The sequence below is a fragment of the Sphingomonas sp. PP-CE-1A-559 genome (assembly GCF_004340965.1).
Classification (GTDB): Bacteria; Pseudomonadota; Alphaproteobacteria; order Sphingomonadales; family Sphingomonadaceae; genus Sphingomonas.
On sequence record NZ_SLYA01000001.1, the window covers coordinates 825,062 to 850,624 of the forward strand.

The 25,563-nt window shown below is 66.0% G+C and carries 29 protein-coding genes and 1 tRNA gene; 21 read left to right on the top strand and 9 right to left on the bottom strand.

What is annotated here, in order from left to right:
• Window positions 1-13: 13 nt before the first annotated feature.
• A complete protein-coding gene (locus tag C8J42_RS03660; RefSeq protein ID WP_133019211.1) occupies window positions 14-1,165 on the bottom strand; it encodes a glycosyltransferase family 1 protein in 1,152 nt (383 codons plus the stop codon).
• 102 nt (window positions 1,166-1,267) lie between these two features.
• Here C8J42_RS03660 and radA point away from each other — a divergent pair, with 102 nt between their 5' ends.
• The 7 genes from radA to C8J42_RS03695 all read left to right on the top strand — a co-directional run bounded on the left by radA (window position 1,268) and on the right by C8J42_RS03695 (window position 7,085).
• On the top strand, window positions 1,268-2,638 hold the full coding sequence (gene radA / locus C8J42_RS03665; protein WP_093399340.1) for a DNA repair protein RadA: 1,371 nt from the start codon (window positions 1,268-1,270) through the stop codon (window positions 2,636-2,638).
• Window positions 2,639-3,012: 374 nt separating this feature from the next.
• The gene (locus C8J42_RS03670; RefSeq protein WP_200924160.1) at window positions 3,013-3,333 is read left to right on the top strand and encodes a hypothetical protein; all 321 of its coding nucleotides are present in this window, start codon (window positions 3,013-3,015) and stop codon (window positions 3,331-3,333) included.
• Window positions 3,334-3,381: 48 nt separating this feature from the next.
• On the top strand, window positions 3,382-3,942 hold the full coding sequence (locus C8J42_RS03675) for a YkgJ family cysteine cluster protein (RefSeq protein WP_133019212.1): 561 nt from the start codon (window positions 3,382-3,384) through the stop codon (window positions 3,940-3,942).
• A gap of 59 nt (window positions 3,943-4,001) precedes the next feature.
• Window positions 4,002-4,568: a CvpA family protein gene (locus C8J42_RS03680; protein ID WP_133018901.1), complete on the top strand. Its 567-nt coding sequence runs from the start codon at window positions 4,002-4,004 to the stop codon at window positions 4,566-4,568.
• Entirely contained in the window at window positions 4,565-4,996 is a 432-nt protein-coding gene (locus tag C8J42_RS03685; RefSeq protein WP_056486213.1) for an iron-sulfur cluster assembly scaffold protein, read from the top strand. The genes C8J42_RS03680 and C8J42_RS03685 overlap by 4 nt, the downstream gene beginning before the upstream one ends.
• Window positions 4,996-6,759: a cation:proton antiporter gene (locus C8J42_RS03690; protein ID WP_133018902.1), complete on the top strand. Its 1,764-nt coding sequence runs from the start codon at window positions 4,996-4,998 to the stop codon at window positions 6,757-6,759. The genes C8J42_RS03685 and C8J42_RS03690 overlap by 1 nt, the downstream gene beginning before the upstream one ends.
• Window positions 6,756-7,085: a DUF423 domain-containing protein gene (locus C8J42_RS03695; RefSeq protein ID WP_133018903.1), complete on the top strand. Its 330-nt coding sequence runs from the start codon at window positions 6,756-6,758 to the stop codon at window positions 7,083-7,085. The genes C8J42_RS03690 and C8J42_RS03695 overlap by 4 nt, the downstream gene beginning before the upstream one ends.
• 84 nt (window positions 7,086-7,169) lie before the next feature.
• On the opposite strand, the gene C8J42_RS03700 is transcribed toward C8J42_RS03695, so the two are convergent.
• Genes C8J42_RS03700 through C8J42_RS03710 form a run of 3 tightly spaced genes read right to left on the bottom strand, consistent with a single transcriptional unit; the run spans window position 7,170 to window position 8,970 of the window.
• Window positions 7,170-7,310, bottom strand: coding sequence for a DUF2256 domain-containing protein (locus C8J42_RS03700; RefSeq protein ID WP_082444318.1), 141 nt, complete (start codon window positions 7,308-7,310; stop codon window positions 7,170-7,172).
• Window positions 7,310-8,410: a 3-dehydroquinate synthase gene (gene aroB / locus C8J42_RS03705; protein WP_133018904.1), complete on the bottom strand. Its 1,101-nt coding sequence runs from the start codon at window positions 8,408-8,410 to the stop codon at window positions 7,310-7,312. The genes C8J42_RS03700 and aroB overlap by 1 nt, the downstream gene beginning before the upstream one ends.
• Window positions 8,407-8,970, bottom strand: a complete 564-nt coding sequence (locus tag C8J42_RS03710) for a shikimate kinase (protein ID WP_133018905.1) — start codon at window positions 8,968-8,970, stop codon at window positions 8,407-8,409. The genes aroB and C8J42_RS03710 overlap by 4 nt, the downstream gene beginning before the upstream one ends.
• A 101-nt stretch (window positions 8,971-9,071) precedes the next feature.
• Here C8J42_RS03710 and C8J42_RS20610 point away from each other — a divergent pair, with 101 nt between their 5' ends.
• From C8J42_RS20610 to C8J42_RS03725, 4 genes are read left to right on the top strand one after another with little or no spacing between them, the layout of a single operon-like run.
• Entirely contained in the window at window positions 9,072-9,206 is a 135-nt protein-coding gene (locus C8J42_RS20610) for a hypothetical protein (protein WP_258191373.1), read from the top strand.
• Between the two features lie 34 nt (window positions 9,207-9,240).
• On the top strand, window positions 9,241-11,025 hold the full coding sequence (locus tag C8J42_RS03715; RefSeq protein WP_279388703.1) for a hypothetical protein: 1,785 nt from the start codon (window positions 9,241-9,243) through the stop codon (window positions 11,023-11,025).
• Window positions 11,022-11,921 carry a tyrosine-type recombinase/integrase gene (locus C8J42_RS03720; protein WP_279388704.1) on the top strand — a complete coding sequence of 300 codons (900 nt, stop codon included), beginning with the start codon at window positions 11,022-11,024 and terminating at the stop codon, window positions 11,919-11,921. Before C8J42_RS03715 ends, C8J42_RS03720 begins: the two co-directional genes overlap by 4 nt.
• Window positions 11,922-11,952: 31 nt before the next feature.
• A complete protein-coding gene (locus C8J42_RS03725) occupies window positions 11,953-12,900 on the top strand; it encodes an acetyl-CoA carboxylase carboxyltransferase subunit alpha (RefSeq protein WP_056062425.1) in 948 nt (315 codons plus the stop codon).
• A gap of 100 nt (window positions 12,901-13,000) precedes the next feature.
• On the opposite strand, the gene C8J42_RS03730 is transcribed toward C8J42_RS03725, so the two are convergent.
• Together C8J42_RS03730 and C8J42_RS03735 are read right to left on the bottom strand one after the other, a co-directional pair.
• Entirely contained in the window at window positions 13,001-13,174 is a 174-nt protein-coding gene (locus tag C8J42_RS03730; RefSeq protein WP_056063336.1) for a Flp family type IVb pilin, read from the bottom strand.
• 126 nt (window positions 13,175-13,300) lie between these two features.
• A complete protein-coding gene (locus tag C8J42_RS03735; RefSeq protein WP_056062427.1) occupies window positions 13,301-13,504 on the bottom strand; it encodes a Flp family type IVb pilin in 204 nt (67 codons plus the stop codon).
• Window positions 13,505-13,535: 31 nt separating this feature from the next.
• On the opposite strand from C8J42_RS03735, the gene C8J42_RS03740 reads away from it, so the two are divergent.
• Window positions 13,536-13,976: a (deoxy)nucleoside triphosphate pyrophosphohydrolase gene (locus C8J42_RS03740; protein WP_243644051.1), complete on the top strand. Its 441-nt coding sequence runs from the start codon at window positions 13,536-13,538 to the stop codon at window positions 13,974-13,976.
• Window positions 13,977-14,349: 373 nt separating this feature from the next.
• On the opposite strand, the gene C8J42_RS03745 is transcribed toward C8J42_RS03740, so the two are convergent.
• Window positions 14,350-14,673, bottom strand: a complete 324-nt coding sequence (locus tag C8J42_RS03745; RefSeq protein ID WP_133019215.1) for a hypothetical protein — start codon at window positions 14,671-14,673, stop codon at window positions 14,350-14,352.
• A 260-nt stretch (window positions 14,674-14,933) separates the two neighbouring features.
• On the opposite strand from C8J42_RS03745, the gene C8J42_RS03750 reads away from it, so the two are divergent.
• From C8J42_RS03750 to C8J42_RS03765, 4 genes are all read left to right on the top strand, one after another.
• The gene (locus tag C8J42_RS03750) at window positions 14,934-15,338 is read left to right on the top strand and encodes a BLUF domain-containing protein (RefSeq protein ID WP_133018907.1); all 405 of its coding nucleotides are present in this window, start codon (window positions 14,934-14,936) and stop codon (window positions 15,336-15,338) included.
• A 139-nt stretch (window positions 15,339-15,477) separates the two neighbouring features.
• Window positions 15,478-15,669: a hypothetical protein gene (locus C8J42_RS03755; RefSeq protein WP_133018908.1), complete on the top strand. Its 192-nt coding sequence runs from the start codon at window positions 15,478-15,480 to the stop codon at window positions 15,667-15,669.
• Complete coding sequence (locus tag C8J42_RS03760; protein WP_133018909.1) at window positions 15,666-15,896, top strand: hypothetical protein; 231 nt, start codon at window positions 15,666-15,668, stop codon at window positions 15,894-15,896. Before C8J42_RS03755 ends, C8J42_RS03760 begins: the two co-directional genes overlap by 4 nt.
• Window positions 15,897-16,095: 199 nt before the next feature.
• On the top strand, window positions 16,096-16,332 hold the full coding sequence (locus C8J42_RS03765) for a hypothetical protein (RefSeq protein ID WP_133018910.1): 237 nt from the start codon (window positions 16,096-16,098) through the stop codon (window positions 16,330-16,332).
• A 206-nt stretch (window positions 16,333-16,538) separates the two neighbouring features.
• Here C8J42_RS03765 and C8J42_RS03770 read toward each other — a convergent pair whose 3' ends face one another.
• Both C8J42_RS03770 and C8J42_RS03775 read right to left on the bottom strand, forming a co-directional pair.
• The gene (locus tag C8J42_RS03770) at window positions 16,539-17,057 is read right to left on the bottom strand and encodes a general stress protein (RefSeq protein ID WP_133018911.1); all 519 of its coding nucleotides are present in this window, start codon (window positions 17,055-17,057) and stop codon (window positions 16,539-16,541) included.
• Window positions 17,058-17,675: 618 nt separating this feature from the next.
• Window positions 17,676-17,749: transfer RNA gene (locus C8J42_RS03775), tRNA-Cys, on the bottom strand.
• Window positions 17,750-17,981: 232 nt separating this feature from the next.
• Here C8J42_RS03775 and C8J42_RS03780 point away from each other — a divergent pair.
• The 5 genes from C8J42_RS03780 to C8J42_RS03800 all read left to right on the top strand — a co-directional run bounded on the left by C8J42_RS03780 (window position 17,982) and on the right by C8J42_RS03800 (window position 25,000).
• Window positions 17,982-19,004: an AraC family transcriptional regulator gene (locus C8J42_RS03780; RefSeq protein WP_133018912.1), complete on the top strand. Its 1,023-nt coding sequence runs from the start codon at window positions 17,982-17,984 to the stop codon at window positions 19,002-19,004.
• A 329-nt stretch (window positions 19,005-19,333) separates the two neighbouring features.
• Window positions 19,334-19,987 (top strand): protein-L-isoaspartate O-methyltransferase, encoded by a 654-nt coding sequence (locus C8J42_RS03785; RefSeq protein WP_133019216.1) that lies wholly within the window; start codon window positions 19,334-19,336, stop codon window positions 19,985-19,987.
• A 10-nt stretch (window positions 19,988-19,997) separates the two neighbouring features.
• Window positions 19,998-21,527 (top strand): TolC family outer membrane protein, encoded by a 1,530-nt coding sequence (locus C8J42_RS03790; protein WP_133018913.1) that lies wholly within the window; start codon window positions 19,998-20,000, stop codon window positions 21,525-21,527.
• A gap of 35 nt (window positions 21,528-21,562) precedes the next feature.
• On the top strand, window positions 21,563-22,126 hold the full coding sequence (locus C8J42_RS03795; protein ID WP_207897058.1) for a DUF2497 domain-containing protein: 564 nt from the start codon (window positions 21,563-21,565) through the stop codon (window positions 22,124-22,126).
• Between the two features lie 66 nt (window positions 22,127-22,192).
• Window positions 22,193-25,000 carry a valine--tRNA ligase gene (locus C8J42_RS03800; protein WP_133018914.1) on the top strand — a complete coding sequence of 936 codons (2,808 nt, stop codon included), beginning with the start codon at window positions 22,193-22,195 and terminating at the stop codon, window positions 24,998-25,000.
• The last annotated feature ends 563 nt before the right edge of the window (window positions 25,001-25,563 follow it).

Here is a 25,563-nt window from a genome sequence, read left to right on the forward strand (position 1 = left end):
GCAGGTCAGGGCATCACTTACCCCGCCGCGCCATCACCTCGAGATACGTATCCAGCACGGTCTGGTTGATCGTATCCCACAGATACCCGGCGGCCTTGTCGTGTCCGGCCCAGCCCATCGTCTCGCGCAGGCCCGGTTCCGACACGATCCGCCCGATCGCATCCGCATACCCGGCAATATCCGTCGGCGGCACCAAGAACCCCGTCACACCGTCATCGACCAGTCCGACCGCACCTGATGCGCGAGCGGCAACGACGGGAACGCCTGCCGCCATCGCCTCGAGAGTCACGTTGCCGAACGTCTCGGTCACGCTCGGATTGAAGAACACGTCCATCGACGCGACCGCGCGGCCGAGATCGTCGCCCGACTGGAACCCCGCGAACACCGCGCCCGGGACGCGGCTCGCAAACCACTCGCGCGCGGGGCCCTCGCCGATCACCAGCACCTTGTGCGGCACGCCGCGCTGTTCCAGCTCGCGGATCACGTCGGCAAAGACGTCGAGACCCTTCTCCTTCACCAGCCGCCCGAGAAACCCGACCGCGACCTCGCCGTCGGCGATCCCGCGCGCCCGCCGCCATTCGAGATCCCGGCGTGTCGGCGTGAAGCGATCGTGGTTCACGCCGCGCGACCAGATCGCGGTCGGCGTCGTCACGCCCCAGTCGCGCACGATTTCCGCCATGCCGCGCCCCGGCACCAGCACTTCGTCGACCCGGTTGTAGAAGCGCTTGAGGATCTTCACCATCACAGGCTCGAAGAACGCCATCTTGTAATAGCGGAAATACGTCTCGAACCGCGTGTGCAGCGAGGCGACCGTCGCGATGCCATTGCGGCGGCCATAGCTGATCGCGCGATGCCCCAGGAAATCGGGCGCCGACACGTGGACGATGTTCGGTGCGAACGCATCGAGGTCGCGGCGGATTGCGGCAGGCAACCCACGCGCCATCTTGTATTCGCCACGCCCGGCCGGCAGCGGCAGCGACGGCACCGCGACCAGATCGCCGGTCGGCGGGAAGGCTGGCCTGGCGTTCGTCGGCGAATAGACACGTACCGTCACGCCCTTCGACAACAGATGGCCGACAAGCAGATTGAGCGCCTGGTTTGCGCCATCGCGTACGTAATTATAGTTGCCGCTGAACAGGGCGATGCGCAGGTCGGTGGCGTGCATCGTCGCGCGGATAACGCCGTGTGCCGTCAAGCGCCACTAAATCCGCAACACAGGACGGCCGCCAGCCATTGATGTTCCCGTATCGTTCTCGTACATCGGGGTATGGCGAAACCTCAGAAGCGTTACGTGTGTCAGGCCTGCGGATCGGTATCGCACCGCTGGGCGGGGCAATGCGCCGATTGCAGCGAATGGAACACGCTGGTCGAGGAGGCGAACACCGCCGCCACCCCGTTCCATTCGAAGCACAATCTCCAGACCGGCGGCCGTGCGATCCAGCTCGTCGGGCTCGATGCGGAGATCAAGCTGCCCGACCGGATGGCGACCGGGATCGCCGAACTCGATCGCGCGCTGGGCGGCGGGTTCGTCGAGGGCTCTGCAACGCTGATCGGCGGTGACCCGGGGATTGGTAAATCGACGCTCTTGCTTCAGGCGGCGGCGAAGATGGCGCTCGCCGGCCAGTCGGTCGCGTACGTTTCTGGCGAGGAAGCGGCGGACCAGGTCCGGCTGCGCGCGCGGCGGCTCGGCCTTGGCAATGCGCCGGTGCAGCTCGCGGCGGCGACCTCGACACGCGACATCCTGACGACGTTGCAGACGCGGCCTCCCGCGATGTTGGTGATCGATTCGATCCAGACGATGCATTCCGACCTGATCGAGGGCGCGCCCGGCACCGTCAGCCAGGTCCGTGCGTCGGCGCAGGAGCTGATCCGCTTCGCCAAGGAACGCGGTACGGCCGTCGTTCTGGTCGGGCACGTGACGAAGGACGGCTCGATCGCTGGCCCCCGCGTGCTCGAGCATATGGTCGACACGGTGCTGTCGTTCGAGGGCGAACGCAGCCACCAGTACCGCATTCTCCGCGCGATCAAGAACCGCTTCGGCGGGACCGACGAGATCGGCGTGTTCTCGATGCAGACGGAGGGGCTGGCGGAGGTCGGCAACCCGTCCTCGCTGTTCCTGACGCACCGCGATGATGCGATGACAGGAGCGACGGTGTTTCCGGCTCTGGAAGGGACAAGGCCGGTGCTGGTCGAAATTCAGGCGCTTACCGTCCGGCTGGCGTCGGGCGCTACGCCACGGCGTGCGGTCGTCGGCTGGGATTCGGGACGTCTCGCGATGATTCTGGCGGTGCTGGAGGCGCGGTGTGGGCTGAGCTTCTCCAATGCCGAAGTCTATCTCAACATCGCCGGCGGCTACCGCGTGCAGGATCCGGCGGCGGATCTGGCGGTGGCAGCGGCGCTGATCTCTGCGATGTCGGAGCGGCCAGTGCCGGTCGATGCGGTGGCGTTCGGCGAGGTCGCCCTGTCGGGTGAAATCCGCCCGGTCGCGCATGGGCCGCTTCGATTGAAGGAGGCGAGCAAGCTCGGCTTCGAGCGTGCGCTGGTGCCGGCGTCGATGACGGGGGAGAAGAGCGGGATGAAGCTCTCGGGGTTCAAGACGCTGGCCTCTTTCGTCGATCACATGATGGGGCGGGGTTAGACACCCGAAACCTTGTTTCCCCGCGAAGGCGGGGACCCAGACTGGACTCCCGCCTTCGCGGGAGAACAGAGCAGCGTTAGTGACGGTGTTGGGCCAGGCGTACCTGCAGGACGGGAATAGCTCCGGTTCGTTGTTAACGTCCCGGCTCGTCACCTCCCCGGCGGAGGCCGGGGCCCAGTTGGGGGACGTGGCTGGCATCCGTTGAGCGTAGTTATTGCGACCTTTCCAACTGGACCCCGGCCTCCGCCGGGGTGGTGCACGAGCTGCGATCGTCAGGCACCGATTGATCGAACCATGTAAAAGCACCGCGCGTGCCAAATCTGCAACACCCCGAACGCATGGCCTCTCGCGACAGCCATGCTATGGCCACCCGCATGGCGAACACGAAAAGCAATACCGGTACCGTCGAGGTCGACGGCACCCGATACGACTGGCACCTCCAGCGCGAACCGCAACACACGGATGCCGAAGGCTGGAAGGGCATGACGATCTCGCTGTTGCAGGACGACGCCAAACGCGAAGCCCTGCTCGAGTTCCCCGCGCCGAAACGCCTGTTGAAGGGATTGCCGCGCGGGCGGCTCCAGATCGACGACGCGACGATCGCTCGCGGCGTGCGGGCGGCGTTGGCCGCGGGATGGGAGCCGATGTCGCGGGGCAAACCGATGGTCTTCACGGTGGATTCCGAAGGGAATTGAACCGTGGATCGGCGTGAAACCCCGACCCCGACGGACGCACGCACGCGGATGCAGCCCCAAACCGACGTGGAAACAACGTTGCTGGGGCCGATCCTGCCCAATCGAGAGTGCGGCGATTGCACCGCTTGCTGCACCGAATTGACAGTAAATACGCCGGAGTTCGCCAAGCCAGCGGGAACGCCGTGCGTCCATCTCTCCAATAAGGGGTGCGGCATTCATGCGGTTCGCCCGCGCATCTGCCGCACCTGGTTCTGCGCGTGGCGACGGGTTGCGAGCTTGCCCGACGAAGCACGGCCCGACCGGTCCGGGCTCCTCGTCTCGCTCAATTTCGTCAAGGAACCGCAGAACTGCCTCGAAGGCGTCTCGATCAACGTCCGCGTCCTCGGAGGCAGCGACGCGATCGCGAGCGGCATGGCCGCCACCGTGTTGGACAGCGTGTGCGACCAGCTCGTCCCGGTCTGGTTCAGCGACGGGTCGAAGAAAATGCTGATGCATCCCGACACCGACGTCGCCCGCTTCGTGCTCTCAGGCGAGGCCGCACCCGCGCATTTGCAGGACGAAGTCGCCGCGTGGCGCGAGCGCTACGGAGTGTTCGGTTTGAATCACTAGAGCGCGCCGGTCGCAACCCGCACTAGCAGTTCGCGCCGCGCGTCCCTATTCCAGAGACCATGAACCTCACCGCCCTAGACATCGTCGTCCTGATCGCCGTCGCCGGGTCCGCGGTGCTGGGGCTGATCCGCGGGTTCGTCACCGAAGTGCTGTCGATGTTCGCCTGGGTGGCGATGGTGGCGATGTTGAAGCTGTTCCACATCCCGCTCGCCGCCGCGCTGTCGCCGATGGTCGGGACCGTGGGGGGCGCCGCGGTGCTCGCGTTCGCGATCATCACCGGCGTCACCTATATCGGCGGGCGGCTCGTCGCCAACGCGATCGGCGCGCGAACGCGGACCTCGATCCTCGGGCCGGTCGATCGTGCGCTCGGCTTCGGGTTCGGCGCGTTGAAAGGGCTTATCCTCGCCAGCCTCGTCTTCCTGCTCGCGACGCTCGTGATCGACACGATGAGTGGTGGACCGTCGCGCCGGCCTGGCTGGATGACGACGTCGCGGACCTATCCGCTGCTCAACGCGACCAGCGCGGGGATCGCCGATTTCGTCGACCGCCGCCGCCGCGGCAAACCCGTCTTCGGCGCCACAACGCCGCCTTCCAGATCCGATAACGCAAGCGAGCCGAAATCATGAGCGCGCCCCTCTACAATGCCGAGATCCTGCGCCTCGCCGCGACGATCCCGCACCATGAACGCCTGCCCGAGCCGATGGCGACCGCGGAGAAACGCTCGCCGATCTGCGGCAGCCGCGTGACGATCGACGTCGCGGTCGACGACGAGGGCAAGGTTAGCGAGGTCGGCCTGCTGGTCCGCGCCTGCGCGCTAGGCCAGGCTTCGTCGTCGCTGCTGGCGTCGAACATCCTTGGCCGCACCCCCGCCGAACTCGCCGCCACGCGCGACGCGCTGACGGCGTGGCTTGCGCGTGAGGGCGATGCGCCCGATTGGCCGGGGATGGATATCTTCACCCCCGCGCTCGACTACACCGCGCGCCACCCCTCGATCCGGCTCGCGTTCGAAGCCGCGGCCGAGGCTGCCGATACCGCTGCAAAGGCGAAGGTCTGATGGCGGAGGGCACGTCGCCGTCGCTGCTCCGCGACGGCGTCGTACTGCTCGGGTTCGGGCTGATGTTCGTGCTGCTGTTCCGCCGGCTCGGGCTCGGCGCGACGCTGGGGTATCTGGTTGCGGGTGCGGTTGTCGGGCCGCATGTGCTGGGTCTGGTCGGCGATGCGGAGTCGAAGCTCGGGTTCGCCGAACTCGGCATCACGCTGCTGCTGTTCATCGTCGGGCTCGAACTGAACCCGTCACGGCTGTGGAAGATGAAGGAGGAGATCTTCGGATTGGGGCTCCTTCAGGTCGCGATCTGCGGGCTCGCGATCACCGCGATCGTCTGGGTTGGGGCGAAGTTCTCGCTCCCCGCCGCGCTCGCGCTAGGCCTGCCGCTTGCCCTGTCGTCGACGGCGCAGGTTCTGCCGATGCTCCGCTCGTCGGGGCGGATGCGCACACCGTTCGGTGAGCGGGCCTTCTCGATCCTGCTGTTTCAGGATCTCTCGATCGTACCCTTGATCACGATCGTCGCGGCGATGAGCCGCAATCCCGCCGATGCCAACGCGCCTCCCGGCTGGTTGCTCGCGATCTACACGGTGCTCGCGGTCGTCGGCCTTGTCGTCGCAGGGCGCTTCCTTCTACGCCCGTTCTTCCGCCTCATCGGCAATCTCGGCGAGCGCGAGATGTTCGTGTTCGCCGGCCTGTTCACCGTCATCGCGAGCGCCGCGATCATGGAATGGCTCGGGCTGTCGACCGCGCTCGGCGCGTTCATCGCCGGCGTGATGCTCGCGGACAGCCCGTATCGGCATGAACTCGAAGCAGACGTCGAGCCGTTCCGATCGATCCTGCTCGGGTTGTTTTTTCTCGCGGTCGGTATGGTGCTGGACCTCAACGCGATCGCCGAGCGACCGGTCTTCGTGATGGCGATGGCCGCCGCGCTGATCGCCACCAAGACCAGCGTGATCATGCTGATCGGCATGGCGTTCAAGATGACGTGGCGGCAGGCATTCGCGCTCGGGCTGCTGCTCAGCCAGGGCGGCGAGTTCGGCTTCGTGCTGTTCGCGCAGGCGCAGGCCGGGCTGCTGATCGAACCGCAGGCGGCTAGCCTGTTCGGCGCGATCATCACGCTGTCGATGGCGACCACGCCGTTCCTGATGGGCATCACGCGGCGCTTCCGGACCGAGCCGATCGCCGAGGGGCAGGAGCGCGACGGCCCCAAGGTCGATGGCGCGAATGCGATCATCGTCGGCTATGGGCGGTTCGGCCAGACGGTCGGCCAGATGCTGCTCGCGCAGGATATCCCGGTGACGTTGATCGACACCGATATCGAGATGATCGACATCGCCGGTGAGTTCGGCGCGAAGGTCTATTACGGCGACGGCACGCGGCTCGACCTGCTGCGGCAGGCGGGCGCGTCCGAGGCGGAGATCATCTGCTTCTGCATGGACGGGGACCAGCTCGATCCGGACACGATCGAGGGCGTGCACGAGGCTTTCCCGGATGCTGCCATCTACGTGCGCGCGTTCGATCGCCGCGCTCTGGTCAAGTTGAAGAACACGTCGGCGACCGCGGTGGTGCGCGAAGTGATGGAGTCCGCGGTGAAGATGGCGCGCCTGGTCATGCGCGGGCTGGAGATCGCGCCGGCCGATATCGATCGCGCGGAGGAGCAATACCGCGCGCGGGACAAGGAGCGGTTGCAGTTGCAGATCGATTCCGGCGACATGCGCGCGGCGCGTGCCGAGACCGCCAAACGCTTTCCTTGGGGGAATGATACGCAATGATTATCGCTATCCTGGCAGCGCTGTCCGGCGCGATCGCGGTCGCGGCGGGGGCGTTCGGTGCGCATGGCGCGAGCGGATTGGCGGCGGAGTGGCTGAAGACCGGCGCGCAGTATCAACTCGTCCACGTCGTCGCGGCGCTGGTTGCGGTGCGGATGGAGGCGCGGGGGCCGGCTTGGCTATTCGTGGTCGGCGCGGCGATCTTTGCGTTCACGTTGTACGCGATGGCGCTGGGCGCGCCGCGCTGGTTCGGCGCGATTACGCCGATCGGTGGTGCGCTGCTGATCGGCGGCTGGTTGTGGCTGGCTTGGAGCGCGGCGCGGACCTGACCTCCTTGTTCACCCGCGAAGGCGGGTGCCCAGACTGGGCACCCGCTTTCGCGGGTGAACAAGCTTCTTGTGGGTCTTAAAACGCTACCGCTTCTTCCGGCACGCGTCCGAACAATAGATCACGCTGTCCCAATCTCGCGCCCATTTCTTGCGCCAGGTGAACGGCCGTTCGCACGCCGGACACACCTTTGTCGGCAAATTCTGCTTGGCGACACCATTGGGCATCAGCGCGGCTGCGCGTCGAGGAAGGTCTCGACGTCGGAGAGGTCGACCGTCTTGTCGAGATACGTCTGGCCGATCCCGCGCGCGAGCAGGAAGGGTAGAGTGCCCGCCGCCATCTTCTTGTCGTGGCGCATGTGATCGACCAGCCGCGCACCGCTCGCGCCGATCTTCGCAGCAGCCAGACTGTCCGGCAGCCCGACGTCGCGCCAATGCGCTGCTACTCGCTCGGCATCCTGTCCCGAGCAAATCCCTTGCGAGGCCGAGAATCCGAACGCCAGCGAACAACCCGCCGCGACACCCTCGCCGTGGATCAGCGCCTGCGAGAACCCGGTCTCCGCCTCCAGCGCATGCCCGAAGGTGTGGCCGAGATTGAGCAGGGCGCGCGTCCCGTTGGTCTCATGCTCGTCCGCCGCGACGATCCGCGCCTTGGCCGAAACGCTGTGTGCGATCGCGTATTCGCGCAGGCCAATATCGCCGTCCAGCAACGCGGCGCCATTCGCCTCGCACCATTCGAAGAACGCGAAGTCATCTATAAGCCCGTATTTGACGACCTCGGCATAGCCAGCGCGCAACTCGCGGATGGGCAGCGTGTCGAGCACCTGCGGATCGATCAGCACCATCACGGGCTGGTGAAACGCACCGATCAAATTCTTGCCGGCCTTCGTGTTGATCGCGGTCTTGCCGCCGACCGAGCTGTCGACCTGCGCGAGCAGGCTCGTAGGGATCTGCACGAAGTTGCACCCGCGCTTCAGGATCGAGCAGGCGAACCCGACCAGGTCCCCCATCACGCCGCCGCCCAGCGCGACGACGTGATCGCCGCGCTCGACACCGAGTTCGAGCAGTCGGTCGCACAGCATCTCCAGCGTCGCCCAGCTCTTGCTGCCCTCGCCGGGTGCCAGCACGATCGCCTCCGACGCGATCCCCGCCGCAGTCAGGGAAGCCTGCAACGTCGCGAGATGCACCGACAAATTCTCGTCGGTGACGATCGCAACCCGCCGGCCCTTCGCGAGCGGCGCAAGGAACTCGCCAGCCCGCGCGAACAACCCGGCTTCGATGTGGATCGGGTACGTCCGCGCACCCAGTTCAACGATAACGGTCTTCATCGGCCAAGCGCTCTCAGGATAGCGGCGACGGTCGCTTCGTGCGGCGTCTTGTTGCTGACAATATGGATGTGCGCCTGCGCGTAGATCGGGTTGCGCACGCGCGCCAGTTCGGCGAGCACTTTGCCCGGATCGCGGTTGCGGAGCAGCGGCCGCGTATCGCGCCGGCCCACGCGCTCGACCAGGATGTCGGGATGCGCGCTGAGCCACACCGACGTCGCATCGCGCAGAATGAGCGCCCGCGTGTCGTCGTTGATGAACGCGCCGCCGCCGGTCGCGATGATCTTGGGCGTGCCGTCGATCAGCCGCGCGATCACGCGGCGCTCGCCATCGCGGAAATACTCCTCGCCGTATTTGGCGAAGATCTCGGCGACCGTCATCCCCGACGCGGCCTCGATCTCATGGTCGGCATCGACGAACGGCAGGTTCATGCGCAGCGCGAGGCGGCGGCCGACGGTGGTCTTGCCGACGCCCATCAACCCGACGAGCACGATCGGGCGATCGATCGGGGCAGGGCGGCGACCGCCCGAGGGTCCGCCGGAAGGGTTGTGGCTTTGCAACATCGTAGCCCGCGCTATACAGCGGCACCGCGCGAGGGCAAAAGCTCTTGGCGCGCGATTTTCTGCCCCGTTCATTACCCCCGTCCACTACAAGGTTACGTCGTATGTCCCGTTTCATCGTCTCGGTCGTCGTCGTTCTCGTGGTCGTGGTCGGCGGCCTGTTCCTGTTGGCAGGGCGCGCGACCGAGCGTCCGCAGAGCCACGTCGAAAAGGCCGTGACGCTTGCGAACCTCTCCTAAGGCATCCTTAGCGGCGGCGGTTGCCGTCGGAGCCTTGGTCGCGCTGGCACCCGCAACCGGACAGGATCGCCCCGAATCGATCCTGCCGCCGGGGTTCGGCGAACCGACGCCCGCGCCTGCACCACGACCGACGCCGCCTGCCGGTACGCAGCCGGCACGTCCGACCGATCCCGCGCAACCGACCGCTCCGGCTCCGGCACCCGCGCAACCGGGTGCGATGATCCAGCCTTTGCCGCCCACTACGCCGGGCGACGCGGCGCTGGTGCCACCTGTCGCGACGGCTGCGCCGGTCGATCCGGCCGTGCTCGCGCAGTACGAGATGCCTGCGTCCGCGCGTCGCTCGCTCGCGACGGTTGGCCCGGTCACGGCGAGCGAAGGCGGTCTCGATACCGATGCCTTCGGTGAGGCGGACGGCCAATATGTCGAAACGCTGATGCGCCGCCTGAGTGCGCCGCTGCCGTCGCGCTGGATGTCGATCCTGTTGCGGCGCGCGCTGGTGTCGCATGTCGATACGCCCAGCCGCACGAACGGCGCGGACTTCGCTGCCGAGCGCGCGTGGCTGTTGCTGCGGATGGGCGAATCGGTCGCGGCGCGTGCGGTCGCACAGAACGTCGACACCAATAATTACACGCCGAAACTCTATCAGGTCGCGATGAACACCGCGCTGGCGACCGGCGATCCGGCTGGCCTGTGTCCGCTGGTGACGGGGGCGATGCGCTACGCCCCGGCGCGCGGCTGGACGATGGCGCAGGCGATGTGTGCCGGGCTGTCGGGCAATCCCGCGCAGGCGAGCCCGCTGATCGCGACCGCCAAGCGGCGCAATGTCGCCAGCGGTGTCGATCTGCTGCTAGCGCAGAAGGTCGTAGGCGCCGGCGCGCAGGGGCGTCAGGCCGTGACGATCGAATGGGACGGCGTTGACCGGCTGACCGCGTGGCGGTTCGGGCTCGCGATGGCGACCGGCGTCACCGTGCCGGACGAGTTGTACGGTACCGCGGGTCCTCAGGTGAAATACTGGCAGGCTCTGTCGCCCTCGGTCGTGCTCGGTGATCGACTGGCCCCGGCCGAGGCTGCGGCAGGGCAGGGGGTGCTGTCCAGCGCGGCGCTCGTCGATCTCTACGCTGCGGCTGCGACCGACGACGATACGCAGAGTGGCGCGACCGCGACCGCTAACGATCTCCAGACCGCCTATGCCGATCGCAACCCGGATTCGCGGCTCACCGCGCTGCGTCAGTTGTGGGGCGGGGCGAACGCGCGTCCGAGCTATGCGCGGCTCGTGCTGACCGCGCGGGCGGCTTCGCGGTTGAACCCCAATCTTGCGAAGGCTGACGCGGATCTGCTGGTCGCATCAATGCTGTCCGCCGGACTCGATCGCACCGCGGCGCGCTGGCTGGGCTCGGTCCCCGCCGGCAGCGACGCCTGGGCGATGATAATGCTCAGCGATCCCGACGCCTATCGCCGCCTCAGCTATTCCGACCTTGCATCCTATACCGGTGGCGAAGGCGATTCGGCGTTGAAGCAGCGCATGTTGTTCGCAGGGTTGGCAGGCCTCGGTCGCCTCAACCAGGGCGATATCGAGCGCGCAGCACAGTCGCTCGGCGTTCGCATCGGCGCGGACAATGCCTGGACTCGTGCGCTCGATCGCGCGGCGCGGGACGGCCAGGCCGGCACGGTCGTCCTGCTCGCGGCGGTCGGCATGCAGGCGGGGAGCTGGAAGGACATCCCCCCGGAGGCGCTGTACCGCATCGTCGGCGCACTGCGCGGCGTCGGTCTCGACGGCGAGGCGCGGATGATCGCGGCCGAGGCGATCGCGCGCGCGTGAGCCACGCCAGCGATCGCGCGCTGATCGATCGGTTCTTGGAAATGATGACCGCGGAGGTGGGTGCTGCGGCCAACACGGTGGCGGCGTATCGCAGTGACCTGACGCTCGCCTCGCAGGTGCTGGAAGGCGGATTGGCCGACGCGGATGCGGACGCGCTGGCAAAGCTCGCGAGCGGCTGGTCGACCTTGTCCCGCTCCACCGTAGGCCGAAAGTCAGCGTCACTCCGTCGCTTCTTTGCGTTCCTTGCCGATGAAGGCCACCGTGCCGACGATCCCGGCAAGGCGCTGCCCCGACCCGGCACAGCACGCACCTTGCCGAAGATCCTGAGCCACGTCGACGTCGACCGCCTGTTCTCGGCGATCGCCGAACGCGCCGCCCGCGATCCGCTGGACCCGAACGACCTGCGCCTCTCCGCGCTGTTCGAGCTTCTCTACGGCTCGGGCCTGCGCGCGACCGAACTCGTCAGCCTGCCGCGCAACGCTATACATCCCGATCGTCCATTCCTGATCCTGCGCGGCAAGGGCGGGCGCGAGCGGCTCGTCCCCATCTCCGACCGAGCGCGCGCCGCCGTCGCGATCTGGCGCACCCACGTCGCGACCGATCGTCTCTGGCTGTTTCCCTCGGGCAAGGGCCATCTCTCGCGCATCCGCCTGTATCAACTCGTGAAGGCGCTGGCGGCCGAGGCGGGCATTCCCCCCGACCGCGTGAGCCCGCACGTCCTGCGCCACGCCTTCGCCACGCATCTGCTCGCCGGTGGTGCGGACCTGCGCGCGCTGCAATCGATGCTCGGCCATGCCGACATCGCCACCACGGAAATCTACACGCACGTCGATTCGAGCCGCCTCGTCGAACTCGTCAACACGCGTCACCCGCTCGCGGATATGCCGCCGCGTTGACGCGAGCGATCCCGCGCCGTAACCGCCGCTGATGCCAAGCTTCCTCGACTTCGAGAAACCGATCGCCGAACTCCAGGGCCGGATCGACGAACTCCGCGACACCGCCGCCGAAGGCAGCGTCGACCTTGCCGCCGACATCGCCCGCTTGCAGGCGAAGTCCGACAAGCTGCTGAAGGACACGTTCGCGCGCCTGACCCCGTGGCAGAAGACGCAGGTCGCCCGCCATCCCGAGCGTCCGCACTTCAAGGATTACGTCGCCGCGCTGTTCGACGAGTTCGTGCCGCTCGCCGGCGACCGCGCCTTCGGCGACGACCAGGCGATCATCGGCGGCTTCGCGACGTTCCGCGGGCGTAAGATCATGGTGCTCGGCCACGAAAAGGGCGACGACACCGCCAGCCGCCTCCGCCACAATTTCGGCATGGGCAAGCCGGAAGGGTACCGGAAAGCGATCCGCCTGGTCGAACTCGCCAACCGATTCGGCCTGCCGATCATCACGTTGGTCGACACCTCCGGCGCGTTCCCCGGCATCCAGGCCGAAGAGCGCGGCCAGGCCGAGGCGATCGCACGGTCGACCGAAGCGTGTCTGAACGCCGGCGTCCCGATCGTCTCGGCGATCGTCGGCGAAGGCGGCTCGGGCGGCGCGGTCGCGCTCGCCGCGGGCAACCGTGTGCTGATGTTCGAACACGCGATCTATTCGGTGATCAGTCCCGAAGGCTGCGCCTCGATCCTGTGGCGCACCGCCGACAAGGCCCCCGAGGCCGCCGAAGCGATGCGTATCACTGCGCAAGACCTGAAGTCGTTCGGCGTGATCGACGACATCGTCCCCGAGCCGCTGGGTGGCGCGCACCGCGACCGTGCAGCCGCGATCGAGTCGCTCGCCGACGCTCTGTCGTCTGCGCTCAGGGACCTAGCGCCGCTTACGCCGAGCGAACTTCGCAAGGACCGCCAGGCCAAGTTCCTCAAGATGGGCCGTCTCTGAGCCACGCAGAAAGGGCGGCAGAACCGAGGTTCCGCCGCCCTTTGAACTCGCAAGTCGTGCCGGAGAGCGGTCGCGATTGCGCCACTCTCCAGCGCGATGATTACGTGGTCGAGGTGTTCAGCTTGGTCGAGACGTTGTTGAACGTCTTGGTCAGGCTGGTGCCCAGGCCCTGCATCGCGGCGATCGCGGCAACTGCGATCAGCGCGGCGATCAGGCCGTATTCGATTGCGGTCGCACCCTTGGAATTCTTGAAAAACTTGCGGATCGTCTTCATTCCGGTCTCCATCGTTTCGATTGCGTCTGTGTCACCCGGCTGCACCGGACGGACCGGATCAGCGATTTGAGGGATACAAGTGGTTGGTTGAGAAAGGTTTAAGGTGGGCGCCGTTTCTTTTGCGGATCAGCGCGCGTTGGCGACCTTCGAGTTGACGTTGCCCCACATGCCCGTCGTCGTATCGGCAAGCGCGGTGAGGCCGGCGATCATCGCGATCACGACCAGCGCGATGATGAGCCCGTATTCGATCGCGGTCGCCCCCCGTCTTTCGCGCATCACGCGCGCGATCGTTCGGATGACGGCATGCGTCGCGACGGATATAGGGCTCATGGATGCGGTCTAGTCGCGGGGAAATTAAGGAATGACCAACGATCCGTCCGTATCGGGACCGATGCCCGCTGCGCCGTTGCTGCTGCCCGTCGTAGCGGCCGCATTGGTCGACCTCGAAGGCCGCGTGCTTTTGCAGCAACGTCCGGAAGGCAAGTCGCTTGCCGGTCTCTGGGAGTTTCCCGGCGGCAAGATCGAGCCTGGCGAAACTCCCGAGGCGGCCCTGATCCGCGAACTCGAGGAGGAGCTGGCGATCGTCGTGCCGCACGCCTGCCTCGCGCCTGCGACGTTCGCCAGCGCGCCGCTCGGCGATCGCCATTTGCTGTTGTTGCTCTACATCACGCGCAAATGGACCGGCGTGCCGCGTGCGCTCGAAGCGACCGCTTTGCGCTGGGTGAGGCCGAACGAGATGCACGCGCTGCCGATGCCGCCCGCCGATCGTCCGTTGATCGGCCTCTTGGATGCGCTGATCTGATTGTGTCGCGCCTTCGATAAGGGGCTCGGCCGCAACGCGTTCAGATGTCTCGAACAATGCGCCCGACATGCCCGTCCGTTGGTTGATGCGCGGGTATGTCGGCTCGTCCTAATCTTTGGCTCGTCACCAAGGCGGGTCGGCATACTCCGAGTTCAAAAAAGCGCTTGATCCCGGACGCTTGCAGGCGCATGAAATCCGAGCTGGCTACGTCCCAAGACCGTATCCGGCCATCCGGACTGCGGCTCGCGCGCGTTATTCCCTTTTCTCGAGCGAGCCGTTTCCGTCGAAGACGGAACACCGATCTCGAACGATCCGGCTCTATCTACTTCGGTCCAACCACCACGGTGCACCGTCGGATTCGACACCCGCGTTCTTACCGAACGGTCTGATCTCGTCGGACCATGGGACGCAATCTTACGCCCAGGCTGATGATCAGGGGCCAGAATATGGTGTTGCCGATATCCGAAAGCGTGTCAGCCCAGCGCATGCCGTAGTTGAGATAGTCGAGCGTTTCGTTGCCAAGTTCCGCCAGGACGACGACCAGTAAGGGGATGAGCGTCCCCAGCGACCGGCCGCTGATGAGCCGCACGAGCATGAGGATGATAAGCCCGGCATGGATATGGAGGATCGCGTCGGGCAGGCCGGTGCCGTCTCCGATCCAGAGAATAACCGAATGATACAGCGCGGGAATATTCATCGCTGGGCAACAGCCGAGATCGGCATCAAAAGCAAGGATGAGGCCGTGCGACGTATTACCTCGAGACTGGCGTGATACCGAAAAACAGCCATTCGCGCCGTGGTCGATACTCGATTTCTGTCGGCAGCGACCATGTCCGGTGGGTCGGATGACGGTGCGGGGGGCGGTGCTTCTACGGGCAAATGCGCTGATCTGTCCCGAACACACCGCCGCAATTCCCGTTTAATTTGACGTTTACGTCGGACTCGAAGGAGTTCGCGTTGATACGTCTCATCTACATCAGTACCGCCCGCTCCGAGCTGTCGAAGGCCGAGCTTGAGGGTGTGCTGCGCGCGTCGCGGCGTAACAATGCGGCTGTTGGGGTGACGGGCTTGTTGGTTGTCGGCGGACGTCGGTTCCTGCAGGCTCTCGAAGGACCGGCGGATGCTGTCGTGCAGACGTACGACCGCATCAAGGCCGACGGACGCCACTTCGCCGCCGTGACACTCGACAACCGCCCGATTGCCGAGCGCAGCTTTCCCGACTGGGCAATGGGCCATCAGCCTGGCAGACCCTTGCGCGGTGACGGTGCGGTTGCAGACGACGTGGCGAGATTGATCGCGCCGATCGCCGATCCCACCATGCACGCGTATTTTGCGGAGTTCGCCAAGAAGCACGCCGCCTGAAGTGCTCGATGCCGGCGGTTTAGCGTTGCATTCGCCGCGCCAAGCGATCGATCTCTCGGTCTGTGTTATCTACGATCTACGGTCATGACGTGGCTCCGTACCGCTGGTTGTGCGTTTGAACGCAACGGAGGAGACTGACATGGTAGCGAGAGAGAAGATTACGGACGGTGCGAACGAGCGCGCCATCGACGAACCGATTGCCGGCACGGCTCCGGGCATTCCCGATGACGCACTCTTGCCGGGCGAAGACCTGCCGGAGGAGCCGAAAGACGAAGAAGTAGCGCGAGTCGCGCAGAAACTAGGCGCGCCAACGCCAACGGAGGCGTCATGATGTCCGACGACGCGACACAGACCCGCCAGCGCGAGATCGCCACGGAGCATCTGCTGTTCAAACTCATGGAATATGTCGAAGCGCGGCACGCCGGGCTCCTCGATTTCATGGAACAGAGCCTCGACCACCTCGGCGATCCGGCGACCGACGGTACCAAGGACGACGAAGCCGTGCGCAAGATCGCGAAGGGCATGATTGTCCGCGCGCGCAAACAGGGCGTGAACTGAGCACACGCTGAGGTGACTTGGGAGATGTCGGTCGCCTGTGCCCGGGGGACCGCATCTCCGACCGCAGCTTTCCTTCGGGCTTGTCGGGTTGCCGGTCGTCGCGTGTCCCTAGTCAAATCTGATACAGTTGGACTCGTAAGAACATTGCAGGAACATCAATCCGATGCGATGAGCGTTCCAACGATTCGAGGACACGATCATGGCCGATTACGACGACGACCAGCAGGAGCCGAAGCCCGCGTTTGGCAAGTGGCTGCTGACGCAGCGGGACCGCGGCGATTGGGTCGACGGTATCGCCGACGCGGCGCGTGCGGATCGGACCTTTCCAAAGAACGGCGATCCGGAGGCGGTGCGCGCACATTTGCGCAAGCAACAGGCCGACGGTGACGCCTTCGCCGCGATCGACGATGCCGAGAGCGATTGGATGGCCGTCTAAACCGTGCTGGTCGTCATGCGGCGGTTCGGTGGGGCCGTATCGGCGGCAGTATCGGATAGGGTCGTCGATACGTCAGGAGTTGGCCCGAGGGCGCAAGAATGCGTCTGGGGCAGGGTAGGATGACCGATCTATTAAGTTCGAACTGAAAGGGGCGTCCCGTTACCGGAACGCCCCTTTAGCTATGTCGGCGTTGAAGACGTTGGCGATTACGCCATCGAAACCTTCGTCCGCGTCGACGTGTGCCCACCCGAGCGATAGAGGACGTCGGCAGCATCTTCAGCATTGATCCCGGCAGCGCTGGTATCGACGGAAACGAACACGCCGCCTTCATTGATGCGGCCTTCATAGTAGCTCGCGTCGACGCGGCTGACACCGTGATCGGTCATAACCTTCTCCAGCCCGCCAACGGCACCGCCGAGCGCCGCACCCGTGATCGCAGCGCTTGGGATGGCCGCGGACGCAATCGCGCCCGCGGCAACGAGGGGGCCGACCCCCGGAATGGCGAGGGCGGTGATGCCGAGCAGCGTGCCGATCCCGGCGCCGGCCGCGACTTTGCCGACGAACTCCTGCGTATCGCCGTTGCCGTCCGTGGTGGTGTTCTTGCCGTCATGCTGGGCAACGATGGAGATCGCGCTGTCGTTGATACCAGCCGCGCGAAGCTCGGCCACGGCGCGCTCGGCGTCTGCATGATTATCGAAAACCGCGGATACCAGGTTCGTGCTCATCATCAGTTCCAGTCGGGGACAGGTTGTAGATGAGCGTAGAAGCCGCATCGAAGGCCTAACGTTCCGGAAATTGAGAGTTAGCGGCGCGTTAACTTCGAATGGTGCGGGAAAGGTGGCCGACTAGGATCGCGGCTGTGAGTCGCACGGATAGGTCAGAGGCAATCGCCGCCCATTGGGGTAAGGCGATTGCCGGCAGGGTGTCGAAGCCTATTGGTACCCGCCGTTTTCCTCACGCTCCTTGGCGGCGTCCTCCTGTACCTTTTCCATCTCCTCTGCCTCTTCGGCGGGGGTTGAGTCGTCGGTTTTCGGATCGTCGATCATGGTCATCTCCTTGCCAATTCAACGCGCGGCCAAGCTTTTGGGCTCAGCCATAATGTCTGAAAGTCGCTCAGGCTGCGGCACGAACAACAGGACAAACTTTGTGGTTCATCCAGATCGAGACGCCGCTGCGGACGACGCTCCGCTGGGGCTGCCGGTCCTGGGTGCCGGAGTCCGGGCATTTTCAAACAACAAGGGTCATGACGTCGCTGTCTGGACGATCACCCCTGCCACCAGGGTGGGGGCCGGCATTTCTCATTACGAAATCTTGGGCAGCCCGAGATCAAAACCGGCATTCACTGGAGGCCCGACCGGGAATCGAACCCGGGTGCGAGGATTTGCAGTCCTCTACGTCACCACTCCGCCATCGGGCCCCGATTGCGTGAAGGCGGCGCAAATGCTTCGTTTTTCCGCTGCGGTCAACCTGCAGTTGCGGTCGACAACGGAATAATCTGGTTATGCTCGACTCGCACGCCGCCGCAGGCGGTGAGTGTCGCGCGCTACCGCCCCCGGCCTCGTCCCTGGCCTCGTATCGTGACTCGCACACGTCAGCGTCTTTGCTTAGGGTTAAGTGCAAGGACGTTAATGGCTTTTAGGGGCGGGCGCTTGAAGACGGACAGGATTGCGGGCGGCACGAATACGACGGGTGTCGATGACGAGGTGTTCGCGATGCCGTCCGGCATGGCAATCCGGTATGACCGGCCCGCTGCCGCGCTCGCCGACTATATCACCGGCTATCACGTCTATCGAACAGACACGGGTATCGAGGCAGGACAGGTCGACTGGTTCCTGCCGGCGACCGCCAACGTGCGGATCGCGATCGATGCCGGGCCGATCGCGGTTTCGATCGGTCGGCGGACCTATGATCCGCTGCCCGTGGCGAGCCTGTTCGGGCCGACCAACCAGGCGTTGAAGGCGGTGACGCATGGTGGCGTGATGATCGGCTTCGGGATCAGCGCGCTGGGATGGGCGCGATTGTTTAGGCGATCGGCCGGCGACTTCCGCAACCGCATCGTGCCGCTGGAAGACGTGCTCGGGAAGGCCTTCACGCGCGATCTGGTAGCGGGCTTGCAGGGCGCGCCGGATGATGCCGCCGTCGCGCCGATCCTCGATGCGATGTTGCTCGCGCGGCTGGGGCCGCCGCATGCCGATGCGCCGCAGATCCGGCAGTTGATGGAGATACTCGCGACCGATGGCCCGACCGACATCGCGTCCGCCGCTGCACAACTCGACATACCGACGCACGCGCTGCGGCGATTGTCGGTGCGCCATTTCGGGTTTCCGCCCAAGATGCTCCTCTTGCGCGCGCGGTTCCTGCGGTCGTTCGTCCGGCTGATGATGGCCGGCGGCGAGGCGGATTATACGACGATCGACCGCTCCTATTTCGATGCGTCGCATTTCCTGCGTGATTCGGCGACGTTCCTGGGAATGACCCCGCGGCGGTTCATGGCGCTGACCAAGCCGTTCCTGAAGGCGAGCCTGCGGGCGCGGAACGCAGTGCTGGGATCGCCGACGCAGGTGCTGCACGACATAGCGAAGGCGCCGGCCCGCGATGCGCAGTCGCGCGACTCGAGCCGTACGACGCAACAGCGGGTCATTTCGCGGGACGGTTCCGCGATCGGGTGCTAAGGACAGGCGCAGAGGTGTTGCCGGGATTTCTCGTGCGCCCTCGACGCCCCGTTCGCGGCATCTCGGTGTCACACGGGCGGGCGGGGCGTCTTTCAACGCCAGCACGCGACCGTCAAACGGCGCGAAATCCGACCAACCGATGCTTGGCGTCGCCGCGCCCACGCGATAACAGACGGGCCATATCCGGCCGCGCGATATCGGAGCGATCCGAAACAAGTGTATTGCGTGGCTAAAACAGTTGTGCGACAGGATGCGCCATGACGACGACGACTCTCGATACTCCTTCGCTCGCAGCCGATACCCATGAGATCGGCGGGACAACCGTGTCCATGGCTCCCGCAACGTTCGACACGATGCGTCACGCGATGGTGGCGAGCCAGTTGCGCACCAACGCGGTCAACGACCAACGCGTCGTCGCGGCGATGGCGCGCGTGCCGCGCGAGGCGTTCATGCCTGCCGACGTCCGTGCGCTCGCCTACCGCGACGCGACGATCCCGCTGGGACGCGGACGCTACGCCAACCTGCCGATGGCGACCGGCCGTCTGCTCACCGAAGCATATCTGACCGCGACCGACCGCGTCCTGCTGATCGGTGCCGCGACCGGCTATACCGCGGCGGTGCTGGCCGAGATCGTCGGATCGGTCGTCGCGGTCGAGAGCGATTCTGCCTTGCTGGCGATCGCCCGCGAGGCACTCGCCGGGACCGGTAATGTCGAACTCGTCGAGGCACCGATGCAGGACGGCCACGCCGCCGGCGCGCCTTATGACGTGCTGATCGTCGACGGGGCGATCGAGACCGTGCCCGACGCGTTGATCGCCCAAGTCAAGTCCGGCGGTCGTGTCACGGCAGGGATCGCCGAGCGCGGGCTGACCCGGCTCGCATCGGGGCGCAAGACCGATGGCGGGTTTGCGCTCTCGGCGTTCGTCGATGTCGAATGCGTGAGCCTGCCTGGCTTCGACGCCCCCAAACCCTTCCGGTTCTGAGCAGAAAACCATGGCCCGCGCCGCACTTCTCCGCAGTCTGCTCCTGAGTGTTGCGCTGACGTATAGCGCTGCACCACTCTACGCGGAGACGCTGCGAGAGGCGCTGGTCAAGGCGTACAACACCAACCCGACGATCACGGCGCAGCGCGCTACCCTGCGTGCCACTGACGAGAACGTGCCGATCGCCCGCGCGGCGGGGCTGCCGTCGGCGAACGCGACCGGCGATCTCACCGAATTCCTCGTCACTGGCCAGAACAACTTCCTTGCGCCGCCGCGTCAGGGCGTTGCGCGGGCGAACGTGTCGGTGCCGCTGTACCAGGGCGGGCAGGTCCGCAATTCGGTTGCCGCAGCGAAGACCCGCGTCGAGGGTGGCCGAGCGACACTGCGGAGTACCGAAGCCGATTTGTTCACCAACGTCGTCGCGGCGTACATGGACGTGATCCGCGACGAGGCGATCGTCGGCTTGAACACGCAGAACGTCCGCGTCCTCGACGTCAACCTCCAGGCCAGCCGCGACCGTTTCCAGGTCGGCGACCTGACCCGCACCGACGTGGCCCAGTCCGAAGCGCGCCTCGCGCTCGCCCGCGCACAGCTCCAGTCCGCCCAAGCCAATCTGATATCCAGCCGCGAAAGCTATATCCAGTTCGTCGGGACGCCGCCCGGCACGCTCGACACGCCACCGACGTTGCCGCATCTGCCCGACAGCCCGGCCTCGGCCGTGACCGTCGCGATCGACAACAACCCGGTGCTGATCGCCGCCGCCAAGGAGCGGGACGCGAGCCGCTACGATGTCGGCGTCGCCCGCGCGAGCCGGCTTCCGCAGATCAGTGCGGTCGGGGGCGCGAGCTACACCAACTATCTCGGTTCGATCGCGTCGGTGCCCGGCGGCGTCAACGGCATCCCCAACGCCAATAAGGCGGTGCAGGCCGGACTGTCGTTGACGCTGCCGCTGTTCCAGGGCGGGCGCCCCGCCGCGCAGGTTCGTCAGGCCGAGGCGTTCCAGTCGCGCGCGATCGAGAACGTCACCGCGACCGAGCGCAACGTCATCGCGCAGGCGCGCTCCGCCTTTGCCATCTGGCGCTCGTCGGAGCAGGTGATCCAGTCGTCGGAAACCGCGGTGAATGCGAACAAGCTCAGCCTCGAAGGCGTCCGCGCCGAGAACAGCGTCGGCACGCGCACGATCCTCGACATCCTCAACGCCGAGCAGGAATTGCTCAACAGCCAGGTCACGCTCGTGACCGCGCGGCGCGATGCGTATGTCGCAGGCTTCGCGCTGCTGGCCGCGATGGGCCAGGCCGAGGCGCGCGACCTGGGGCTCGACGGCGGCGTGCTGTACGATCCGGTCGCGAACTACAACCGCGTCCGCCACAAGATCTGGGATTTCGGCGGCGACGGCGAGCCCGTGCCGGTTGCCACCCGCACCGCGCAGTCGCCCGCACAGAACGCCACGGTTCAGGCGCAGTACGACCCGTTGCTCGATACGCCGGTTGACAGGAACCCCGCCTTGACGACAGGTAAGGACGCGCCGAGCCGCCAATAGGGGCGCGCGGGGCTACGGGGTTTGGGATGGTCCGGATGGGGGATGTCAACGGCGAGCCGTCGATGGAGGAAATCCTCTCGTCGATCAAACGCATCATCGCGGAAGAGGGCGATACGCCCGGCCGGTCGCGTCGCCCTGCGCGCGCGACGTCCGCACCGGTCGATCTCGATCCCGCCTATTTCGACGACGACCACGACGACGACGAGATCCTCGAACTGAGCGACCCCATGCCCGATCGTACGCCGCGCCCGCCCAAGTCCCCGGTGCTCAATACCGTCGAGACCCCGCCGGAGCCACGCCACGCCGCGCCGCAAATGATGCCGCCAAAGCCCGCGCCGAGTGCCAAGCCGCAGCCGGCCACCGATGCCGCAGCCGAGCCGATCGTCTCGCGCCACACCGCCGCTGCAACGCGCGCGCCGCTCGAGGCGTTGACGCGGATGATGGTAAAACCCGAGACAGGCAATGACGGCACGCTTGAGGGCCTGGTGCGCGAAATGCTTCGCCCCATGCTGCGCGAGTGGATCGACGCCAACCTTCCTAACATGGTCGAGGACATGGTCTCGCGCGAAATCGCCAAGATCATGAACCAGCAGCCCTAGGCTCTCCAGTCAAGGGCGCGGACGCAAGGCTGGTTTCCTCGCGTCGCGCTCGCTAAGGCTCGGCGCATGAGCGAGCTTCCCAAAACCTTCGACCCAGCCTCCATCGAATCGCGCTGGTATGCGCATTGGGAGGCGAGCGGCCAGTTCCGCCCCGACCGTCCGAACGCCGAGCCGTGGACGATCGTCAATCCGCCGCCCAACGTCACCGGCTCGCTGCACATCGGCCACGCGCTCGACAACACGCTGCAGGACATCCTCACGCGCCACGCGCGCCTGAAGGGCAAGGATGCTTTGTGGGTGGTAGGCACCGATCACGCCGGCATCGCCACGCAGATGGTGGTCGAGCGCCAGATGGGCGCGCTGACCCCGCCGCAGAAGCGCACCGACCTGACTCGCGAGGAGTTCGTCGCGAAGGTCTGGGCGTGGAAGGAAGAGAGCGGCGGCGAGATCACGCAGCAGCTCCGCCGGCTCGGCTGCTCGATGGACTGGGCGAACGAGCGCTTCACGATGGACGAGGGCTTCTCGAAGGCTGTCCTCAAGGTGTTCGTCGACCTTCACAAGCAGGGGCTGCTGTACCGCGACAAGCGTCTCGTGAACTGGGATCCCGGCCTCGGCACCGCGATCAGCGACCTCGAGGTCGAGACGCGCGAGATTAAGGGCAGCTTCTGGCACCTGCGCTATCCGCTCGAAGATGGCGCCCTTGGACAAGAGGGGGGCTTCATCGAGGTCGCGACCACGCGGCCCGAGACGATGCTCGCCGACATGGCGGTGGCGGTGAACGCCTCGGACGAACGCTACACCGCGCTGATCGGCAAGCAGGTGAAGCTGCCGATCACCGGACGCCTGATCCCGATCATCGCCGACGACCATGCCGATCCGGAACTCGGCTCGGGCGCTGTCAAAATCACGCCGGGACACGACTTCAACGATTTCGAGGTCGGCAAGCGGGCAGGGATGGCCGCGGGGTCGATGCTCAACATGCTCGATGCGAAGGCGCGCGTCGTGCAGGTGTCCGACGGGCTGATCCCCGCCGACCTGCTCGGGCTGACGACTGCCGAGGCACGCAAAGCCGTGGTCGCGCGGCTGAAGGACGAAGGCTTCCTGATCGCGCATGTCGACAAGGACGGCGAAGAGCACGACGCCGAGCCGCGTACGATCCAGACGCCGTATGGCGACCGCTCGGGCGTGGTGATCGAGCCGTGGCTGACCGACCAATGGTATGTCGACGCGAAGACGCTCGCGCAGCCGGCGATCGAGGCGGTTCAGACCGGCGCGATCGATATCGTCCCGAAGACGTGGGAGAAGACGTTCTTCAACTGGATGGACAATATCCAGCCATGGTGCGTGTCGCGCCAGCTGTGGTGGGGGCACCAGATCCCGGCGTGGTTCGGACCCGACGGTACGCCGTATGTGGCCGAGACCGAGGCCGAAGCGCAGGCTCTGGCAGGCGAGGGCGTGAGCCTTACGCGCGACCCCGATGTGCTCGATACCTGGTTCTCCTCCGCCCTCTGGCCCTTCGCCACGCTGGGCTGGGATGGTTCTTCCCCCCTCCCGCAAGCGGGAGGGGCCGGGGGTGGGCACGCGCTCACTTCGAACGCTACGCCTGAAGGCGAGCGCGAGCCCACCCCTCAATCCCCTCCCGCAAGCGGGCGGGGAGGCCAATTAGGCGGCCGCTACCCCAACGACGTGCTCATTTCCGGCTTCGACATCCTGTTCTTCTGGAACGCGCGGATGATGATGCAGGGGCTGCACTTCATGAAGGACGTGCCGTTCCGCACGCTCTACCTCCACGGTCTCGTGCGCGCGGCGGACGGCGCGAAGATGTCGAAGTCGAAGGGCAACGTCGTCAACCCGCTCGGGCTGATCGACACCTACGGCGCCGACGCGCTGCGCTTCTTTATGGCGGCGATGGAGAGCCAGGGCCGCGACATCAAGATGGATGAAAAGCGCGTCGAGGGCTATCGCAACTTCGCCACCAAGCTGTGGAACGCGGCGCGGTTCGCCCAGGCCAACGGTATCGTCGCCAGCACCAATCTGGAGGCACCGCGCGCGGAACTGGCGGTCAACAAATGGATCATCGCCGAGACGATCGCGACGGTCCAGACGGTCGACCTCGCGCTCGCCGATTATCGCTTCGACGGCGCCGCCAACGCGATCTACCAATTCGCGTGGAGCCGCTTCTGCGACTGGTATCTCGAACTCATCAAGCCGCAGATGGTCGGCGACGAGCGCGGTGTCATCGATGACGAATCGAAGGCGGTCGCAGGCTGGGTGCTCGACCAGATCCTGGTCCTGCTCCACCCGTTCATGCCGTTCATCACCGAGGAACTCTGGCACGCGATGGGCCCGCGCGATCACGACCTGATCGTCGCGAAATGGCCAATGGCTGACGCGCGCGCGCTCGATCCCGAGGCGAGCAAGGAAGTCGACTGGCTGATCCGCCTGGTTCAGGAAATCCGCACCGCGCGCAACGAACTGAACGTCCCGCCGGGCGCGCGCCTGCCGCTCCACGTCCGTGATGCGAACGCGGCGACGTTGGCGCGGCTCGAACGCCAGGCACCTGCGCTCGCACGTCTCGCCCGCGTCACGCATGCCGACGGCGAAGCCACCGGCGGCGCGGCGCAGGTCGTGGTCGACGAAGCAACCTTCGTCCTGCCCCTCGAAGGCGTCATCGACCTCGACTCCGAACGCGCCCGCCTGACCAAGGCGATCGCAGCGGCAGAGAAGGAGCGCGACGCGCTGTCAGGCCGCTTGGGCAACGCCAGCTTCGTCGAACGCGCCAAGCCCGAAGCGGTGGAAAAGGCCAAGGCCGACCACGCCGACAAGGCCGCCGAGGCTGCGCGATTGCAAGCGGCACTGGGACGCTTGGGCTGACCTGCTCCCCTCCCGCCTGCGGGAGGGGTTGGGGCGTGCCTCAAAAGCCGGACGCCAGTACGTACGTCCCGCCCTCCCCTGACCCCTCCCGCGAGCGGGAGGGGAATGTGTGCCGTACCGCCGTCTCACTCAAACCCAACCCGTCACCCCAGCGAAAGCTGGGGTATCCCAGTGAGTAACTACACCGGCCGGCCGATAACGGGATACCCCAGCTTTCGCTCGGGTGACGGTTCGGGAGGGGCGGCTCTACTGCGTAGGGTATGTCCCTGCCATCTTGTTCTCCCGCGAAGGCGGGAGCCCAGTCTGGGTCCCCGCCTTCGCGGGGAAACATAGCGCACTAGGTTCGGAGCGGGGGACCTACCAGCTTGTCCCGACGTTCACTCCGCGGCTAGGCGTACGACAGATAGGGGCGCGTGTGTTCATCCGGTTGATGCCGGACCGGGTCCGGCATGACGGAGTGACTGTGTGAGCGATCTGCAATCCGATCGGCAGCGTGGTGGCGCCCCCGACTTTTCCAATACCAGTCCCCCCGATCGCCCCCGCGGCAAGCCGGGCCAGCGCGA

Bases quoted from the DNA above. Each gene is read 5' to 3' on its own strand.
- C8J42_RS03660 (WP_133019211.1), bottom strand. From the start codon at position 1,165: ATGCACGCCACCGACCTGCGCATCGCCCTGTTCAGCGGCAACTATAAT.
- radA (WP_093399340.1), top strand. From the start codon at position 1,268: ATGGCGAAACCTCAGAAGCGTTACGTGTGTCAGGCCTGCGGATCGGTA.
- C8J42_RS03670 (WP_200924160.1), top strand. From the start codon at position 3,013: ATGGCGAACACGAAAAGCAATACCGGTACCGTCGAGGTCGACGGCACC.
- C8J42_RS03675 (WP_133019212.1), top strand. From the start codon at position 3,382: ATGCAGCCCCAAACCGACGTGGAAACAACGTTGCTGGGGCCGATCCTG.
- C8J42_RS03680 (WP_133018901.1), top strand. From the start codon at position 4,002: ATGAACCTCACCGCCCTAGACATCGTCGTCCTGATCGCCGTCGCCGGG.
- C8J42_RS03685 (WP_056486213.1), top strand. From the start codon at position 4,565: ATGAGCGCGCCCCTCTACAATGCCGAGATCCTGCGCCTCGCCGCGACG.
- C8J42_RS03690 (WP_133018902.1), top strand. From the start codon at position 4,996: ATGGCGGAGGGCACGTCGCCGTCGCTGCTCCGCGACGGCGTCGTACTG.
- C8J42_RS03695 (WP_133018903.1), top strand. From the start codon at position 6,756: ATGATTATCGCTATCCTGGCAGCGCTGTCCGGCGCGATCGCGGTCGCG.
- C8J42_RS03700 (WP_082444318.1), bottom strand. From the start codon at position 7,310: ATGCCCAATGGTGTCGCCAAGCAGAATTTGCCGACAAAGGTGTGTCCG.
- aroB (WP_133018904.1), bottom strand. From the start codon at position 8,410: ATGAAGACCGTTATCGTTGAACTGGGTGCGCGGACGTACCCGATCCAC.
- C8J42_RS03710 (WP_133018905.1), bottom strand. From the start codon at position 8,970: ATGTTGCAAAGCCACAACCCTTCCGGCGGACCCTCGGGCGGTCGCCGC.
- C8J42_RS20610 (WP_258191373.1), top strand. From the start codon at position 9,072: ATGTCCCGTTTCATCGTCTCGGTCGTCGTCGTTCTCGTGGTCGTGGTC.
- C8J42_RS03725 (WP_056062425.1), top strand. From the start codon at position 11,953: ATGCCAAGCTTCCTCGACTTCGAGAAACCGATCGCCGAACTCCAGGGC.
- C8J42_RS03730 (WP_056063336.1), bottom strand. From the start codon at position 13,174: ATGAAGACGATCCGCAAGTTTTTCAAGAATTCCAAGGGTGCGACCGCA.
- C8J42_RS03735 (WP_056062427.1), bottom strand. From the start codon at position 13,504: ATGAGCCCTATATCCGTCGCGACGCATGCCGTCATCCGAACGATCGCG.
- C8J42_RS03740 (WP_243644051.1), top strand. From the start codon at position 13,536: ATGACCAACGATCCGTCCGTATCGGGACCGATGCCCGCTGCGCCGTTG.
- C8J42_RS03745 (WP_133019215.1), bottom strand. From the start codon at position 14,673: ATGAATATTCCCGCGCTGTATCATTCGGTTATTCTCTGGATCGGAGAC.
- C8J42_RS03755 (WP_133018908.1), top strand. From the start codon at position 15,478: ATGGTAGCGAGAGAGAAGATTACGGACGGTGCGAACGAGCGCGCCATC.
- C8J42_RS03760 (WP_133018909.1), top strand. From the start codon at position 15,666: ATGATGTCCGACGACGCGACACAGACCCGCCAGCGCGAGATCGCCACG.
- C8J42_RS03765 (WP_133018910.1), top strand. From the start codon at position 16,096: ATGGCCGATTACGACGACGACCAGCAGGAGCCGAAGCCCGCGTTTGGC.
- C8J42_RS03770 (WP_133018911.1), bottom strand. From the start codon at position 17,057: ATGAGCACGAACCTGGTATCCGCGGTTTTCGATAATCATGCAGACGCC.
- C8J42_RS03785 (WP_133019216.1), top strand. From the start codon at position 19,334: ATGGCTCCCGCAACGTTCGACACGATGCGTCACGCGATGGTGGCGAGC.
- C8J42_RS03790 (WP_133018913.1), top strand. From the start codon at position 19,998: ATGGCCCGCGCCGCACTTCTCCGCAGTCTGCTCCTGAGTGTTGCGCTG.
- C8J42_RS03795 (WP_207897058.1), top strand. From the start codon at position 21,563: ATGGGGGATGTCAACGGCGAGCCGTCGATGGAGGAAATCCTCTCGTCG.
- C8J42_RS03800 (WP_133018914.1), top strand. From the start codon at position 22,193: ATGAGCGAGCTTCCCAAAACCTTCGACCCAGCCTCCATCGAATCGCGC.